The 14,542-nt window shown below is 37.3% G+C and carries 11 protein-coding genes; all 11 read left to right on the forward strand.

Translation table 11 applies throughout. From position 1 onward, the window contains the following. The first annotated feature begins 2 nt into the window (after positions 1–2). The 11 genes from AC3E6G_RS02890 to AC3E6G_RS02940 all read left to right on the forward strand — a co-directional run bounded on the left by AC3E6G_RS02890 (position 3) and on the right by AC3E6G_RS02940 (position 14,460). Entirely contained in the window at positions 3–1,157 is a 1,155-nt protein-coding gene (locus AC3E6G_RS02890) for a glycosyltransferase (RefSeq protein WP_201037159.1), read from the forward strand. Then, a complete protein-coding gene (locus tag AC3E6G_RS02895) occupies positions 1,154–2,668 on the forward strand; it encodes a DUF2142 domain-containing protein (RefSeq protein WP_490700420.1) in 1,515 nt (504 codons plus the stop codon). The genes AC3E6G_RS02890 and AC3E6G_RS02895 overlap by 4 nt, the downstream gene beginning before the upstream one ends. Positions 2,669–2,760: 92 nt before the next feature. After that, positions 2,761–3,687, forward strand: coding sequence for a glycosyltransferase family 2 protein (locus AC3E6G_RS02900; RefSeq protein ID WP_490700421.1), 927 nt, complete (start codon positions 2,761–2,763; stop codon positions 3,685–3,687). A 64-nt stretch (positions 3,688–3,751) separates the two neighbouring features. Further along, positions 3,752–4,603, forward strand: coding sequence for a dTDP-4-dehydrorhamnose reductase (gene rfbD, locus AC3E6G_RS02905; protein ID WP_048716879.1), 852 nt, complete (start codon positions 3,752–3,754; stop codon positions 4,601–4,603). Positions 4,604–4,710: 107 nt separating this feature from the next. Then, entirely contained in the window at positions 4,711–5,859 is a 1,149-nt protein-coding gene (gene cps2T / locus AC3E6G_RS02910) for a beta 1-4 rhamnosyltransferase Cps2T (protein WP_490700422.1), read from the forward strand. Beyond that, positions 5,856–6,797 carry a glycosyltransferase family 2 protein gene (locus tag AC3E6G_RS02915; protein ID WP_490700423.1) on the forward strand — a complete coding sequence of 314 codons (942 nt, stop codon included), beginning with the start codon at positions 5,856–5,858 and terminating at the stop codon, positions 6,795–6,797. Before cps2T ends, AC3E6G_RS02915 begins: the two co-directional genes overlap by 4 nt. Then, positions 6,797–7,603: an ABC transporter permease gene (locus AC3E6G_RS02920; RefSeq protein WP_490700424.1), complete on the forward strand. Its 807-nt coding sequence runs from the start codon at positions 6,797–6,799 to the stop codon at positions 7,601–7,603. Before AC3E6G_RS02915 ends, AC3E6G_RS02920 begins: the two co-directional genes overlap by 1 nt. After that, positions 7,603–8,826 (forward strand): ABC transporter ATP-binding protein, encoded by a 1,224-nt coding sequence (locus AC3E6G_RS02925; protein WP_490700425.1) that lies wholly within the window; start codon positions 7,603–7,605, stop codon positions 8,824–8,826. Before AC3E6G_RS02920 ends, AC3E6G_RS02925 begins: the two co-directional genes overlap by 1 nt. Positions 8,827–8,838: 12 nt before the next feature. Next, positions 8,839–10,188: a glycosyltransferase gene (locus AC3E6G_RS02930; protein WP_490700426.1), complete on the forward strand. Its 1,350-nt coding sequence runs from the start codon at positions 8,839–8,841 to the stop codon at positions 10,186–10,188. Between the two features lies 1 nt (position 10,189). Continuing rightward, a complete protein-coding gene (locus tag AC3E6G_RS02935; RefSeq protein WP_490700427.1) occupies positions 10,190–11,941 on the forward strand; it encodes a rhamnan synthesis F family protein in 1,752 nt (583 codons plus the stop codon). Beyond that, positions 11,938–14,460 carry an LTA synthase family protein gene (locus AC3E6G_RS02940; protein WP_490700428.1) on the forward strand — a complete coding sequence of 841 codons (2,523 nt, stop codon included), beginning with the start codon at positions 11,938–11,940 and terminating at the stop codon, positions 14,458–14,460. The genes AC3E6G_RS02935 and AC3E6G_RS02940 overlap by 4 nt, the downstream gene beginning before the upstream one ends. Positions 14,461–14,542 lie beyond the last annotated feature (82 nt).

The raw sequence follows: 14,542 nt of genomic DNA on the forward strand, positions 1-14,542 counted from the left end.
AAATGACAAGAGATATTATTTTTGTCACTCACCATTTAGGTGGAATCGGTGGTGTTCAGCGTGTAGTTGATCAGCTCGCTACACGTTTTGCTGAAGATGGAAACAAAGTGACGGTTGTCGGCTGTGCTGTTCAATCACAAGAAAAGTATGAGAAGGTACAAAAGAATTATCATGAAATTCTTCTATATCAGGAGGATATTTTCTTTGAAAAGCCGTGGTTATTCTTAAAAGAAAAGTATTACTCAAAAAAATTAGAAAAAGAATTAACTGTACTTTTGTCACAATCAAAGAATCCAATGGTCATTTTAGCAAACCCAATTGTTTATCTTTTGATGGAAAAAAGTTTGAAGAAATTTTCTAATTGTGCTTTCTTCATTGGACAAATGCATTCTTCTGCTGATTTTGTATTGGAATGTAAGGGAATTTATAAAGTTTATCCATATATTATTAAAAATAAATATCCGAAATTGGATTGTATAATGTTCTTATCGGATTCTTATTCGGAAGTGATTAGCAATCATTACAATATTCCATTGGAAAAATTTGTTGCGATTACAAATCCACTACCAAGATATATAGGAGAATCAGAAAATGATTATCAAGAGAAGTCAAAAGTGATTTCTTTTGTAGGTCGGCTAGATCCGGTCAAGCAAATTGATCATCAAATTCAGGCCTTTGCACAAGTGGCAGATGAATTTCCTGATGTTGTTTTTAATATATACGGATCTGGTAATTTGAAGGAAAGTCTCCAGTCACTCATAGATAAATTAGGAATGACAAAACGTATTATCTTAAAAGGGAAAACAACCCAGGTTAAAGAAGTTTATCAGGAGTCATTGTTTACCTTATTAACTTCTAAATCTGAAGCTTTTGGTATGTCAGTTGTTGAGTCAATGGTTTTAGGTACTCCAGTATTAACTTATAATTGTTCACAAGGAGTTGCTGAACTTCAAACTGATACGCCTGAGATGCTCTTTGATCCAAGTATTGAGGAGTTAGCAACTAAAATGCGGTATTTTCTAACCAATCCTGCTTTTCTAGAGGACATTGGAAGAAGAGGACGTGAATATGTCATAGGGACTTATGCAGAGGATATTATCATTCAAAAGTGGTATGATCTGTTTCAGCAGTTAGAAGAAAAGAAAGGTGTTACATGACAAATCTACTTTTAAAAAATGGTTCTGATTTCTTTCACAATATTTGGCAAAAGAAATTTTATATTTTGCTTATCTGGTTTCTGATATTTGGAACGTATTTTTATTTCGATGGTCCATTTAATAATGCGCCAATTAAAACATTTGTTATTGTTGGAGGAATTTTCACCCTTCTATCACTAATAGATATTAAGTTATACAATAAAATTTTTTCAGTAGTTTTATTTACTGGACTAATTTTTTGTGTCTATACCCCGAATATGGATACACCAGATGAAAATTTTCATTATTCTAGAGCTCTTTATATTAGTGATGGACATTTATATTTGCCTTCATCAGTAGAAGAGATGAAAGTGTCATCGGATATATCTGAAGTTGAAGAAGAATTTAAGAAGCCTTTATTACAAACTGATTTGGAAGAGAAACAATTATCTGACAAACAGGTAGTATATTCTAATTTAGGTAATACCAATGGCTATTCATTTGTAAGTTATTTACCCCAAACATTAGGAATTCTTATAGCGCGTCTCTTACATCTAAGTGTATTCAGTTCAATTTTTCTAGGTAGATTTTTCAATTTACTAGTTTTTGCCTTACTTGTTAGATTTGCTATAAAAAAATCTGGTGATAAGCAATTAATTTTTTCTCTATTAACTATTATTCCTATCAATATTTATATTTCTGCATCATTTAATCAAGATGCTTTTGCCAATGGTCTTATCTTTTTAGTTGTTGGATTATTCCTGTCCTATTTTGAAAAAGAGAGAGTGAGTAATAGAGATTTATTAATCTATACTTTTTTATGTATTTTAATTGCTTTTTCAAAATTACCATATGTGTTACTAGTTTGTTTATTAGTTTTTTTGCCCAAAGAGAAACTAAATAAAAAACAGTATCTTTTGATTGTTGGTTCTATTTTTATTGTCGCTTTAACCAGTGTGATTTGGTTGAAAGTGACAAGTGGGATAAATGCAACGATTGTTCATCCGAATCCAGCTATTAATCCAATGAAAAAGATTATTTTTACAATGCATCATTTCTCAGATTTTATTAGAATGATGATTAAAGAAGTTGTGAATTTTATTCCATTTAAACTGCAATCCTTGTTTACTTTTGGTTGGCTGACCTATGATACGAAAGCTTTTATGTGGTTCTATTTGATTTTCTTATCTGTTGCTCTATTTGTGCTTCCAAATGGAAAACCGATAAAACCATTTACAAAGTTTGGAGTAATACTTGTTTCGATGGGAATTATTTTCGGAATCCTAATGACAGCTTATCTAATGTGGGGTGAGGTTGCTGATATTTCCATTAAAGGGATTCAGGGCAGATATTTTTCAGGTGTTTTTGTCCTCCTTGGTTGTATTACTGATTTTTCAAGAAGGCTGTTTTGGAATCAGAATAGATCAGAACCTATTGAATACGATAAGAATAAAGTAGAATTTACCTATACCTACATTGCTTCTTTATTTATTCTTGTTTCAATTATTACAACTATCAGTCAATACTACTAATTTACTGTTTTATTGATTGTTTTAATGATATACTAGGGGAAACCCTAGTTTTTTGTTACAATAGAAGATGAAGAAATCAAGGAGAGAGTTAAATGACACTATCAGTTGTAGTCCCGTGTTTTAATGAAGAAGAATCGATCCCATTATTTTATGAAGAGATGGAACGTGTTCGGACAGCGATGGGAGAAGAATTTGAATATATTTTTATTAATGATGGGTCTTCTGATAAAACCTTAGATGTTTTACGAGAACTCAATCTCTTGAATCCTTGTGTCCACTATCTTTCTTTTTCACGGAACTTTGGGAAGGAAGCTGCTCTCTATGCAGGACTTCAGCATGCTTCAGGAGATTATGTTACCGTTATGGATGTGGATCTACAAGATCCTCCTGAACTATTAATCGAAATGAAGCAGAAGTTGGATCAGCTGTCAATTCTGGACTGTGTCGGCACCCGTCGGGTGACACGTGATGGGGAGCCACCGATTCGTTCCTTCTTTGCACGGATGTTTTATAAATTGATTAATCATATCAGCCAAGTGGAAATGGTTGATGGAGCTCGTGATTTCCGTTTGATGCGGCGTCCCATGGTTGATGCCATTATGGAGTTATCCGAGTACAATCGTTTTTCAAAAGGGATTTTCGCCTGGGTTGGATTTGAGACAGAATACCTCGAATATAAAAATGTAGAGCGCGTGGCAGGAGAGACATCTTGGAATTTTTGGTCTCTGTTCAAATACTCGATCGAAGGGATCGTTAACTTCTCAGATGCCCCACTAAATATTGCCTTTATTGGTGGACTGTTATCTTGGATTTTGGCTTTTATCATGGTGATTCTGATTGTAATCCGAACCTTAGTCTTTGGGGATCCTACTTCAGGTTGGCCATCCCTTATGACAGTGATTCTTTTCCTTGGTGGCTTCCAATTGCTAACCATTGGGATTTTAGGAAAATATATCGGAAAAATCTTTATGGAAACCAAGAAACGTCCAATCTATGTCATCAAAGAGAAAAGCAAGTAAAAGCAGAAAACTTCTGCTTTTTTTGCTATAATGATAGGGAAAAAGCATTTGAAAGGAAATTACCATGATTTTAATTACAGGTGCAAATGGTCAACTTGGAACGGAGCTTCGCCATTTGTTAGATGAACGAAATGAAGAATATGTAGCTGTTGATGTAGCTGAAATGGACATCACAAATGCAGAGAAAGTAGATGAGGTTTTTGCGCAAGTGAAGCCAACTCTAGTCTATCACTGTGCTGCCTATACGGCAGTTGATGCTGCTGAAGATGAAGGGAAAGAGTTGGACTATGCTATTAACGTGACTGGTACGGAAAATGTAGCGAAGGCGTCTGAAAAACATGGGGCAACCCTAGTCTATATTTCTACGGACTATGTGTTTGATGGGAATAAGCCAGTTGGACAAGAATGGGAAGTAGACGATCAACCAGATCCTCAAACTGAGTACGGTCGTACAAAACGTATGGGGGAAGAATTGGTTGAGAAGCATGTTTCGAACTTCTATATCATCCGTACAGCTTGGGTCTTTGGAAATTATGGTAAAAACTTCGTCTTTACGATGCAAAACCTTGCGAAGACTCACAAAACACTTACAGTTGTTAATGACCAACATGGTCGTCCAACCTGGACACGTACTCTTGCAGAATTTATGACCTATTTGGCTGAAAATCGTAAAGAATATGGTTATTACCACTTGTCTAACGATGCGAAAGAAGATACAACTTGGTATGACTTTGCAGTTGAAATCCTCAAAGATACGGATGTTGAAGTGAAACCAGTGGATTCTAGCCAATTCCCAGCTAAGGCAAAACGCCCACTGAACTCAACGATGAGCTTGGCAAAAGCGAAAGCTACAGGATTCGTTATTCCAACTTGGCAAGATGCCTTGAAAGAGTTCTATAAACAAGAAGTGAAATAAGAGAAATTTGAAGCGACCCTTAAGGGTCGCTTTTCTGTTTGCATTAGGCAAAAAGCCTAGAAAATGGTATAATTGAATAGACTGTAAATTGTTAGAAAGGGAATATTATGCAACACGTTTTTATTATCGGAAGTCGTGGTCTTCCGGCTCAATATGGCGGTTTTGAGACTTTTGTGGACCAATTAGTCTCCCATCAAGTGTCTTCGGAAATCCAGTACCATGTTGCCTGCCTTTCTAATGATCAAGCTTATCAACATTTTGACTACAAGGGTGTCGATTGTTTTACGATTAAAGCCCCCAAGCTTGGGCCTGCGCGTGTCATCGCCTATGATACGATGGCCATCAACTATGCCTTGAAGGTCATTAAGAAACAAGAAATTGAACAGCCGATTTTTTACGTCTTGGGCAATACCATCGGAGCCTTTGTGGCGCCTTTTGCTCGTAAGATCCATAAGATAGGCGGCCGATTTTATATAAATCCAGATGGACTGGAGTGGAAGCGAGCCAAGTGGGCTAAACCGATTCAAGCCTATCTCAAGTATTCTGAAAAGATCATGACACGCCATGCGGATTTGGTGATTTCAGACAACCCTGGTATTGAGTCCTATATCAAGGAAGCCTATCCTTGGTCCAAGACGACCTATATTGCCTATGGGACGGACTTGTCTCCGACCAGCCTGACCAGTCAGGATAATAAGGTCCGAGAATTCTATCACAAGTGGCAGACTCAGGAGAAAAACTATTTCCTAATTTTGGGTCGCTTTGTCCCAGAGAATAATTATGAGACCGCCATTCGTGAATTTATAGCCTCTTCAAGCAAGCGGGATTTGGTGATTATTTGTAACCATGAAGGCAATTCTTATTTTGAAGAGTTGCGAGCTCGGACTGGATTTGATCAGGATCCACGCGTCAAATTTGTTGGAACGGTCTATGATCAAGACCTCTTGAAGTATATCCGTAAAGAAGCCTTTGCCTATATCCATGGTCATGAAGTGGGCGGAACCAATCCGGGTCTCTTAGAGGCTCTTGCTCACACGGATCTGAATTTAGTTTTAGGAGTCTCCTTTAACCAAACGGTTGCCAAGGACACAGCTCAATATTGGACCAAAGAAGCTGGGAATTTGGCGCATTTGATCAACCAGGTTGATTCTTTAGAAGATGTATCTGAATGGGGTCAACGTGCCAAGGCCAATATGAAGCAAAACTTTACCTGGGAAAAAATTGTAGGTGAGTACGAGGAATTATTCTTATCATGAAAGTAAATATCTTGTTGTCCACCTATAATGGTGAACAGTATCTAAAAGAACAGGTCAAAAGTATCCAAGACCAGACTTATCAGGATTGGCAACTCTTGATCCGGGATGATGGGTCATCCGACGGTACGGTGGAGATCATTCAAGAGTTGGTGGCCCAGGATGAGCGCATTCGCTTTATCAATCAAGGTGCTATCGAAAATCTTGGTGTCATCAAGAGCTTCCACGCCCTCTTGAAATATGAAAAAGCAGATCTTTATTGCTTCAGTGACCAAGATGATGTCTGGCTTCCTGAAAAAATTGCTCTTCAAATAGCAGAAGCGGCCAAGCACCCTCAAGAAGTGCCTTTGCTGGTCTACACAGATTTAAAAGTGGTCGATGAAAACTTGAACGTGCAGCATGAGAGTATGATTCGCACCCAGTCTGATCATGCCAATACAGAACTGATTCAAGAGCTGACGGAAAATACGGTAACGGGTGGTGTAGCCATGATTAACCACGCGTTGGCTGACTTATGGACAGGCCAAGAAAAACATGCGCTCCTTATGCATGACTGGTACTTGGCCTTGTTGGCAACTGCCTTTGGAAATCTAATTTATATCGATCAGCCGACAGAATTGTACCGGCAGCACAGTAGCAATGTTCTGGGGGCTCGTACCCTTAGAAAACGGGTTAAAAATTGGGTTCGCCCTTATATTCTTTTTGCTAAATATTGGAATCTCATTGAGTCCAGTCAAGAACAAGCAAAAAATCTATTGGATCTGCCTGTCAGTTCCCAAACTAAAGAAATCATTGAAAACTTTGTCACCATTATGGATGTTCCACTAAAAGAACGCCTGAGACGGATTCGTCAGTATGGTTACCGTAAGAACCGAGCCTTTCATACGGTTGTGTTTACCAGCTTGATTCTGACAAAGTTTGCATATCGAGGTAAAAAATAATGTTTGACGTTTTTAGTCAGAGAAATCGAATTTTATTAAGAGAATTAATCAAAACAGACTTTAAATTACGCTACCAAGGATCAGCGATCGGTTATCTTTGGTCGATTTTAAAGCCCTTGATGACCTTTACGATCATGTATGTCGTCTTCATCCGCTTCTTACGTTTGGGTGGAGATGTGCCTCATTTTCCAGTTGCCCTCTTGTTGGCCAATGTAATATGGGGCTTCTTCTCAGAAGCAACATCCATGGGGATGGTGTCGATTGTTAGTCGAGGCGACCTATTGCGGAAGTTGAATTTTTCCAAACATATCATTGTCTTGTCTGCAATTTCAGGAGCAGCCATCAACTTTGTTATTAACCTTGTAGTGGTCTTGATTTTTTCATTCTTTAATGGGGTGACATTTTCTTGGACAGTTTTGATGGTGATTCCGTTGTTCTTTGAGTTGTTCTTGATGGCGACAGGATGCGCATTGATCTTAGCGACATTTTTTGTTCGTTTCCGTGACTTTGGTCAAGTATGGGAAGTACTCCTGCAAGCAGGCTTGTATGCGACGCCAATTATCTACCCGATTACCTTTATTGCAGACCGCAATCCATGGGCGGCTAAGTTGGTCATGATGAATCCCTTGGCCCAAATTATTCAAGACATGCGATACTTCTTGATTGATAAGGCCAACACCCCAGTCTGGCTTTTGGTAGAAAATAAGTTCTTGGTTCTGATTCCTTATGTTTTACCAATTCTTATTTTTGTTGCTGGCTTTGCTTACTTTAACAAACATGCTAAGAAATTTGCGGAGATTCTCTAATGACAGATAAACAAATTGCAGTAAAAGTAGACCATGTCAGCAAGTACTTTAAGTTGCCAACAGAGGCAACCAATAGTCTTCGAACTGCCCTGGTCAATCGCTTCAAAGGAATCAAAGGATACAAAGAACAACATGTTCTTAAGGATATTTCTTTTGAAGTAGAAAAAGGTGATTTTTTCGGGATCCTGGGAAGAAATGGTTCTGGAAAATCGACTCTCTTAAAAATTATTTCAGAAATCTATGTGCCAGAAAAAGGTACTGTCACCATCGATGGGAAACTGGTGTCCTTTATCGAGCTTGGAGTGGGCTTTAACCCAGAACTGACAGGTCGAGAAAATGTCTATATGAACGGGGCCATGCTAGGCTTCTCAACAGCTGAAATTGATGCCATGTATGATGACATCGTAGACTTTGCCGAGTTGCATGAATTCATGAACCAGAAGCTAAAGAACTACTCATCAGGGATGCAGGTTCGTCTAGCCTTTTCGGTTGCCATTAAGGCCCAAGGCGATATCTTGATTTTGGACGAGGTCCTTGCAGTAGGAGATGAAGCCTTCCAACGCAAGTGTAACGATTACTTCCAAGAACGCAAAAAATCAGGGAAAACTACTATCCTGGTTACCCATGATATGGGGGCCGTCAAGAAATATTGTAACAAGGCTGTTTTGATTGAAAATGGATTGGTGAAGGCTTTAGGCAGTCCAGAAAATGTTGCCAATCAGTACAGTTTTGATAATACAGCTCCTTTGCAACAGGGAGGAGAAGCTAGTGGAGTTGCTAATCCCAACCATGAAGATCAAGTATTGGTTGAAAACTTTCAGCTTCAGTTGTTAAGTTCGAACAAATTACGCCCCCAAGATACGATTCACTTCCAAATTGATTTTGATGTACTTGAAGATATCCAGACCTATATCGCACTTTCTTTAACAGATATCGATCGGAACATTTGGATCTATAATGATAATTCTATGGATCAGCTGATGAGTGGGGCTGGACATAAAACAGTTCATTACACTTGTTCCCTTCCAACAGTGAATGACTTGAAAATGAAATTAGAAGTGACAGTACGGGATGCTGAAGGACAGATGCTGGCCTTTTCAGATGCTACACAAACCCCACTAATCTTTATCAATCGAGATGATATAGCTTTGGATGATAAATCAGCAATGGATGCAGCAAGTGGCTTAATCCAACGCAATGGAACATGGTCAATGACTGACTAGACTGAGGGAGATATGGAAACGACGCCTTTTGTTTCGATAATTTGTACAGTTTTTAATAAAGAACCCTGGCTAAAGAAGACAATTGACAGCTTCTTAGCCCAACAAACAGAGTTTTCTTTTGAGATTATTTTAGTGGATGATGCCTCAACTGATGGATCTCGTAAAATCATAGCTGATTATCAGGCTAGCCATCCTGATTTGATTCGTGCTTTTTATCAGGATGAAAATCAGGGAATTTCTAAAACCTGGGTCTCTATCTGTAAAGAAGCGCGTGGAAAGTATATTGCCCGCTGTGACGGAGATGATTTTTGGTTGGAGCCTTTAAAACTGCAGAAACAGGTTGACTTATTAGAAAGTAAACCGGATTGCAAATGGTCCAATACTGATTTTGATATCTATGATGAGCGTGGCAATTTTGTTTCTAAGGCTGGCTTTGCTAATCATACGATTCCATTAGCAGATACCTACGAAATAATGCTTGCGACTAGAGGCTTTACCATGGCCTCTACATGGCTAGTAGATAGAGATCTGATGCTAGAAGTTAATCAAGAGCTAGATCTTACGACATCAGACGATACCTTTAATCTACAACTGGAACTCTTTCAACGAACTTCTTTAGCCTATCTGGATGAAGTAACGGTTGCCTATACTATCAACCAAGGATCGGATTCTCGTCCTTGTGATTTTAGAAAATTGGAACGTCGCTTCCATAAGCTACTGCAAACTCAATTAACCTATCTGGATAAATATCCAAATGCAGATTTTAAAGAGATGACAAAAATTCTCTTAGATCGCACTAATACATACGAGATTCGCTTATCTAAACCAATGGACTCCCTTTCACATATTGGGATGGAATCTGTTACGATTTATTTGGGAGATGAAGAAAACACCTATTCGGAAGATCGTACCATGACCAAACTGCTTCAAAAAGAAGATAGTTTCAACATCGATATTCCAAACGGAACGTCGGTTATTCGTGTGGATCTTTCGGAACGGCCCAGTTACTACTCTGAGGTTGAATTAAGAGATACAAGAGGGAAGCTTATTTCCCCAGTCTATACGAATGGTGTCATCTCTAACGGCTATTATCTTTTTAGCGAGCCTGATCCACAACTGATTTATGATGTTGAGCCAGAAGAGGTATACCAACTAAACTATAAGATAATTTCTATAGATAATCCTTCTGCACCGGATTATATTGGAAAAGTTTTTGCTGCCGAAATGTTAGAATGTCAAAATAGTTTGAAAAATCTTGAGGCAGAGTTACAAGCTACGAAAGAAGCATATAATACAGTCATCCATTCACGCCGTTGGACCATTCCAACAAAGATCTTGAAATTCTTAAGAATAAGGAAATAATATGCAACGTTTACTTTTATATGTTCACTACAATAAGTTTAATTTTATTAGTGGGCATGTACTCTACCAATTAGAAAAAATTCGTCCCTTGTATTCACGGGTGGTCTTTATCTCTAATAGTCAGCTACCAGAAGATGTGAAGGATCATTTGTCTTCCCAACAGTTGGTAGACGATATTCTAGAGCGTCAAAATAGTGGCTTTGATTTCGCTGCTTGGCGGGATGGAATGAAGACAGTCGGTTTTGATCAACTGGCTCATTTTGATTCGGTTACCCTCATGAATGATACCTGCTTTGGACCTCTTTGGGATCTAGAACCAATCTATCAGCGGTTTGAAAATGATAATGAAGTGGATTTCTGGGGAATGACCAATTACCGGAAAGACAAGGATTTTAACGAGCATATTCAGAGTTATTATCTTAGCTTTAAAAAACAGGTGCTGATATCTAGTGCCTTCCATGAATTTTGGCAAGGTGTTCAGGACTTCACCAATGTTCAAGATGTGATTGATAACTATGAAACCAAGGTAACAACGAATTTCTTGGATGCAGGTTTTCACTATAAGACGGTCTTTGATACCATACATGAAGATACAACTGGGATGCTCTATCCAGACTTTTCTTATTACAATCCTACAGCGATTCTCAATCATAAGGTTCCTTTCATCAAAGTCAAAACCATTGCAAACAATGAAGGAATCATGCCTTATATTTTTGATGAATTGGAGCGTGTATCGGACTATCCATTAGAATTGATTCTCAACCACATGTCTATGATTGACCGTCCGGACTATCCCTATCTCTTGTCACGTAAGTACTTGAAAAACCAAGAATTAGCTGGAGATTTCGGTAAAAAAGTTGCAGTTCATCTCCATGTCTTTTATGTGGACCTCTTGGAAGAATTTCTAGATGTTTTTCAAGCCTTTCAGTTCTCTTACGATTTGTGGATCACGACGGATGTAGAAGAGAAGAAGCAGGCTATTGAGCAAATTCTTTCCAATCGAGCACAAGATGCGACGGTTGTGGTGACTGGAAACATTGGACGAGATGTGTTGCCAATGCTGCTCTTAAAAGAGCAACTTTCTCAATATGATTATGTTGGTCATTTCCATACCAAGAAATCCAAAGAAGCAGATTTTTGGGCGGGTGAATCTTGGCGCAAAGAATTGATTGAGATGCTGGTGAAGCCAGCGGATCAAATCCTTGCCAATATGGAGGCCAATCCAAAAGTTGGAATCACCATCGCAGATATTCCAACCTTCTTCCGATACAATCGAATAGTGGTAGCCTGGAATGAAGCCCTCATTTCACCAGAGATGAACAAGCTCTGGCAACGGATGGGAGCGACCAAGACAATTGATTTCAAAAATCTCAATACTTTTGTTATGAGCTATGGGACCTTTGTTTGGTTTAAGTACGATGCTTTGAAACCACTCTTTGATTTGAATTTGACAGCAGCAGATGTTCCAGCTGAACCTCTTCCTCAAAATTCGATCCTTCATGCGATTGAACGCTTATTAGTCTACATTGCCTGGGATCAAAAGTATGATTTTAGGATCTCCCAAAACCCACATGTTCTCACATCATTTATCGATAATAAGCAGTTGAATAATCGGGAGGATCTCCAACCACATACCTTTGTGGACTTTAATCAAATCGGTGGAATTAAAGGAGCATTGAAGTATATCGTGATCGGGCCAGCACGGGCAATCAAATACATTATAAAAAGAATGATTATGAAAGCGAAGGCATGAAAAGAAAAAAGAAGTTTAATTTTAAAAGGTTTTTAAAAAACTTGAAAAATAATATTTCAAGGACTCAATTTTATTATGCAATCACGTTTGTCTTATTTTTCTTTTTTAATTTTTACTTAGCACAAAATAATTTAGCCTTACATAACAAAGCGACTGGGACTGTACTTAAGTATGTCAACTATTTGGGATTATTGTTTGGAATTAGTTTTTTATTGTTAATTGCATTAATGTCACATTTTAACTTTAAAAAATGGTTTCCTCTAAAATTACTGATTAGTTACTTAATTTATAATGTACTTTCTTATATTACGGAAATTACTTTGTTTCTTAACAATCCCAAATACAAGGTCTGGAACTTTCAAAAAAATCCATTTTTTAGAACGAATTCCTTTGTAGTTGTCGGTACGCTATTTTTTATAACAATGATTCTTGTTCTATATAGGTATCATTCGGATGGATTGTTTTCTAGAAAAAAGAATTTAGATGAAATAAAAGATAACTATCAATACATTATACTGTCACAGATTCTAATAACATTTATCGTAACAGATAAGAATTTCTCGTTATTGATTTATAGAACTGATAACTTTTTGTATAAAGCATTAGAAATAGGTAAATATTCCGCTCAACAGTTTTGGATGACAAACGAATTTTTAATGCTTGCTTTCCCGATTCTTTCAATATTTGGTTTTTTCTATACAAAAGGTCAGAGAGACTTTGTTAAGAATAAGTCTAGTTTATCATTAGCGTTCTTCTCAAGCGTAACAATTGCAATTGTTCTAAATTATTTTCTTCAATTTAGTTTAGGAAGAACAGAACCATTTTTAGGAATACATTTTACAATACCAGATGCGATCTTGTTCCAAATTTTAGTGCTGACAGCAATCATCTTATTTGTCTATATTGCTATCAACCAGTATTGGATAGCCTCTTGTTTGATTTTACTGGTATCTGTATCTTTTGTCATTGCAAATTTTATTAAATTTGGGATGAGAAATGAGCCAGTTTTACCAAGTGATTTGAATTGGTTATCCAAGCCAGTTACCTTACTCAGTTTTGTTGATACTTCTCAAATAATATATGCAATTGGTGGATTAGTAGCAATTGTGGTTCTTTCTCTTCTTGGAATGAGGTACTTTTTCAAAGGAAAAATTATTTCTTCTTGGAAAGCACAAGTTCTACTTGTATTATCAATGTTTCTCTTATTTATAAACGTATCATCTGTTTTTTCTGATAAAGAAAATGGGAAAATTAAATCGAATGTTCCGATAATAAGCACCCTCAATAATTATCAAGATATCGATTGGTTAGGGAATACCTCCAATGCTCGCTATAAAGGACTTACATATGTTTGGATGAACCAATTGACGACGGAAGTTATTCAGAAGCCTGAAGGTTATTCAAAAGATCGTATAGCTAAGATTGAAGCGAAGTACAATGAATTAGCTAATGGTATAAATAAGGAGAGACAAAACTATTTGAATGATCAGACTGTTATTTACGTCTTAAGCGAAAGTTTTTCAGATCCGAGAAAAATTGAAGGAGTTGAATTAACTCAAAATCCAATTCCTAATATTGAGAACGTTATGCGTAACCACACGAGTGGTCAAATGCAATCAGATGGATATGGTGGTGGAACTGCCAATATGGAATTTCAGACATTGACGGGTCTACCTTTCTATAATATTTCTCAAACAGTATCTGTTTTGTATACGGAGGTATTTCCAAAAATTCATAATGTTCCCTCAATTAGTAATTCTTATGAAACGAAGAAAAAGATCGCAATCCATCTCGCTGGGAAGTCAAACTATTCGAGAGATATCGTCTATTCTCGACTAGATTTTAAGGATTTTATCACGACGAATACAAAGGGAATCAAATATAGAAAAGAAGGGATTAGTCCAAGTGACGAGTCTACCTACGGTATAGTACTAGAAAATATAACTCCTCAAAAGGGACAATTCTTTTCAGTAATGACTATGCAGAATCATTCACCTTGGTTAGAAGCTAATCCAGAAACTTTGGATGCAAAAGGAAATGGATTTAGCGACGAGGAGAACTCTAAACTAACCTTCTACAGTCGTCTACTATACCAAACTGACAAAGCCACCCAAGATTTCCTAGAAAAGCTATCCAAAATCGATAAAAAGATTACAGTTGTCTTCTATGGGGATCATTTGCCTGGTTTGTATCCAGAATCTGCCTTTAAGAACTATCCAGAAGGTCAATACCAAACGGATTACTTTATTTGGAGTAATTTTGAGACTCCTAAATTAGACTATCCTTTAGTCAATTCAAGTGATTTCTCTGCTATGGTCTTTGAACAGACCAACTCTAAAGTCTCACCTTACTATGCTCTCTTGACGGAAGTTTTGAAGAAAGCAAGTGTTGACAAAAAAGCTTTAGAAGGAGAAGCGAGAGAGATTGCTGAAGATTTGAAGATGGTGGAATATGATTTGATCAGTGGTAAAGGCTATCTATCCAAAGATTTCTTCGAGGTACCATCGGCGAAAAATTAATGGAAAGAGACCAGCTTTCATCAATCTGTCATTCAGTGATTTGATCACTAAAATTATTAAAAATAGAACAGGCTTTCCTGTT

Source organism: Streptococcus sp. SCPM-O-B-23252 (M501) (assembly GCF_058200355.1).

What these genes read in the sequence shown, in the direction of transcription:
- AC3E6G_RS02890 (WP_201037159.1), top strand. Translation starts at nt 3, where the DNA reads ATGACAAGAGATATTATTTTTGTCACTCACCATTTAGGTGGAATCGGT.
- AC3E6G_RS02895 (WP_490700420.1), top strand. Translation starts at nt 1,154, where the DNA reads ATGACAAATCTACTTTTAAAAAATGGTTCTGATTTCTTTCACAATATT.
- AC3E6G_RS02900 (WP_490700421.1), top strand. Translation starts at nt 2,761, where the DNA reads ATGACACTATCAGTTGTAGTCCCGTGTTTTAATGAAGAAGAATCGATC.
- rfbD (WP_048716879.1), top strand. Translation starts at nt 3,752, where the DNA reads ATGATTTTAATTACAGGTGCAAATGGTCAACTTGGAACGGAGCTTCGC.
- cps2T (WP_490700422.1), top strand. Translation starts at nt 4,711, where the DNA reads ATGCAACACGTTTTTATTATCGGAAGTCGTGGTCTTCCGGCTCAATAT.
- AC3E6G_RS02915 (WP_490700423.1), top strand. Translation starts at nt 5,856, where the DNA reads ATGAAAGTAAATATCTTGTTGTCCACCTATAATGGTGAACAGTATCTA.
- AC3E6G_RS02920 (WP_490700424.1), top strand. Translation starts at nt 6,797, where the DNA reads ATGTTTGACGTTTTTAGTCAGAGAAATCGAATTTTATTAAGAGAATTA.
- AC3E6G_RS02925 (WP_490700425.1), top strand. Translation starts at nt 7,603, where the DNA reads ATGACAGATAAACAAATTGCAGTAAAAGTAGACCATGTCAGCAAGTAC.
- AC3E6G_RS02930 (WP_490700426.1), top strand. Translation starts at nt 8,839, where the DNA reads ATGGAAACGACGCCTTTTGTTTCGATAATTTGTACAGTTTTTAATAAA.
- AC3E6G_RS02935 (WP_490700427.1), top strand. Translation starts at nt 10,190, where the DNA reads ATGCAACGTTTACTTTTATATGTTCACTACAATAAGTTTAATTTTATT.
- AC3E6G_RS02940 (WP_490700428.1), top strand. Translation starts at nt 11,938, where the DNA reads ATGAAAAGAAAAAAGAAGTTTAATTTTAAAAGGTTTTTAAAAAACTTG.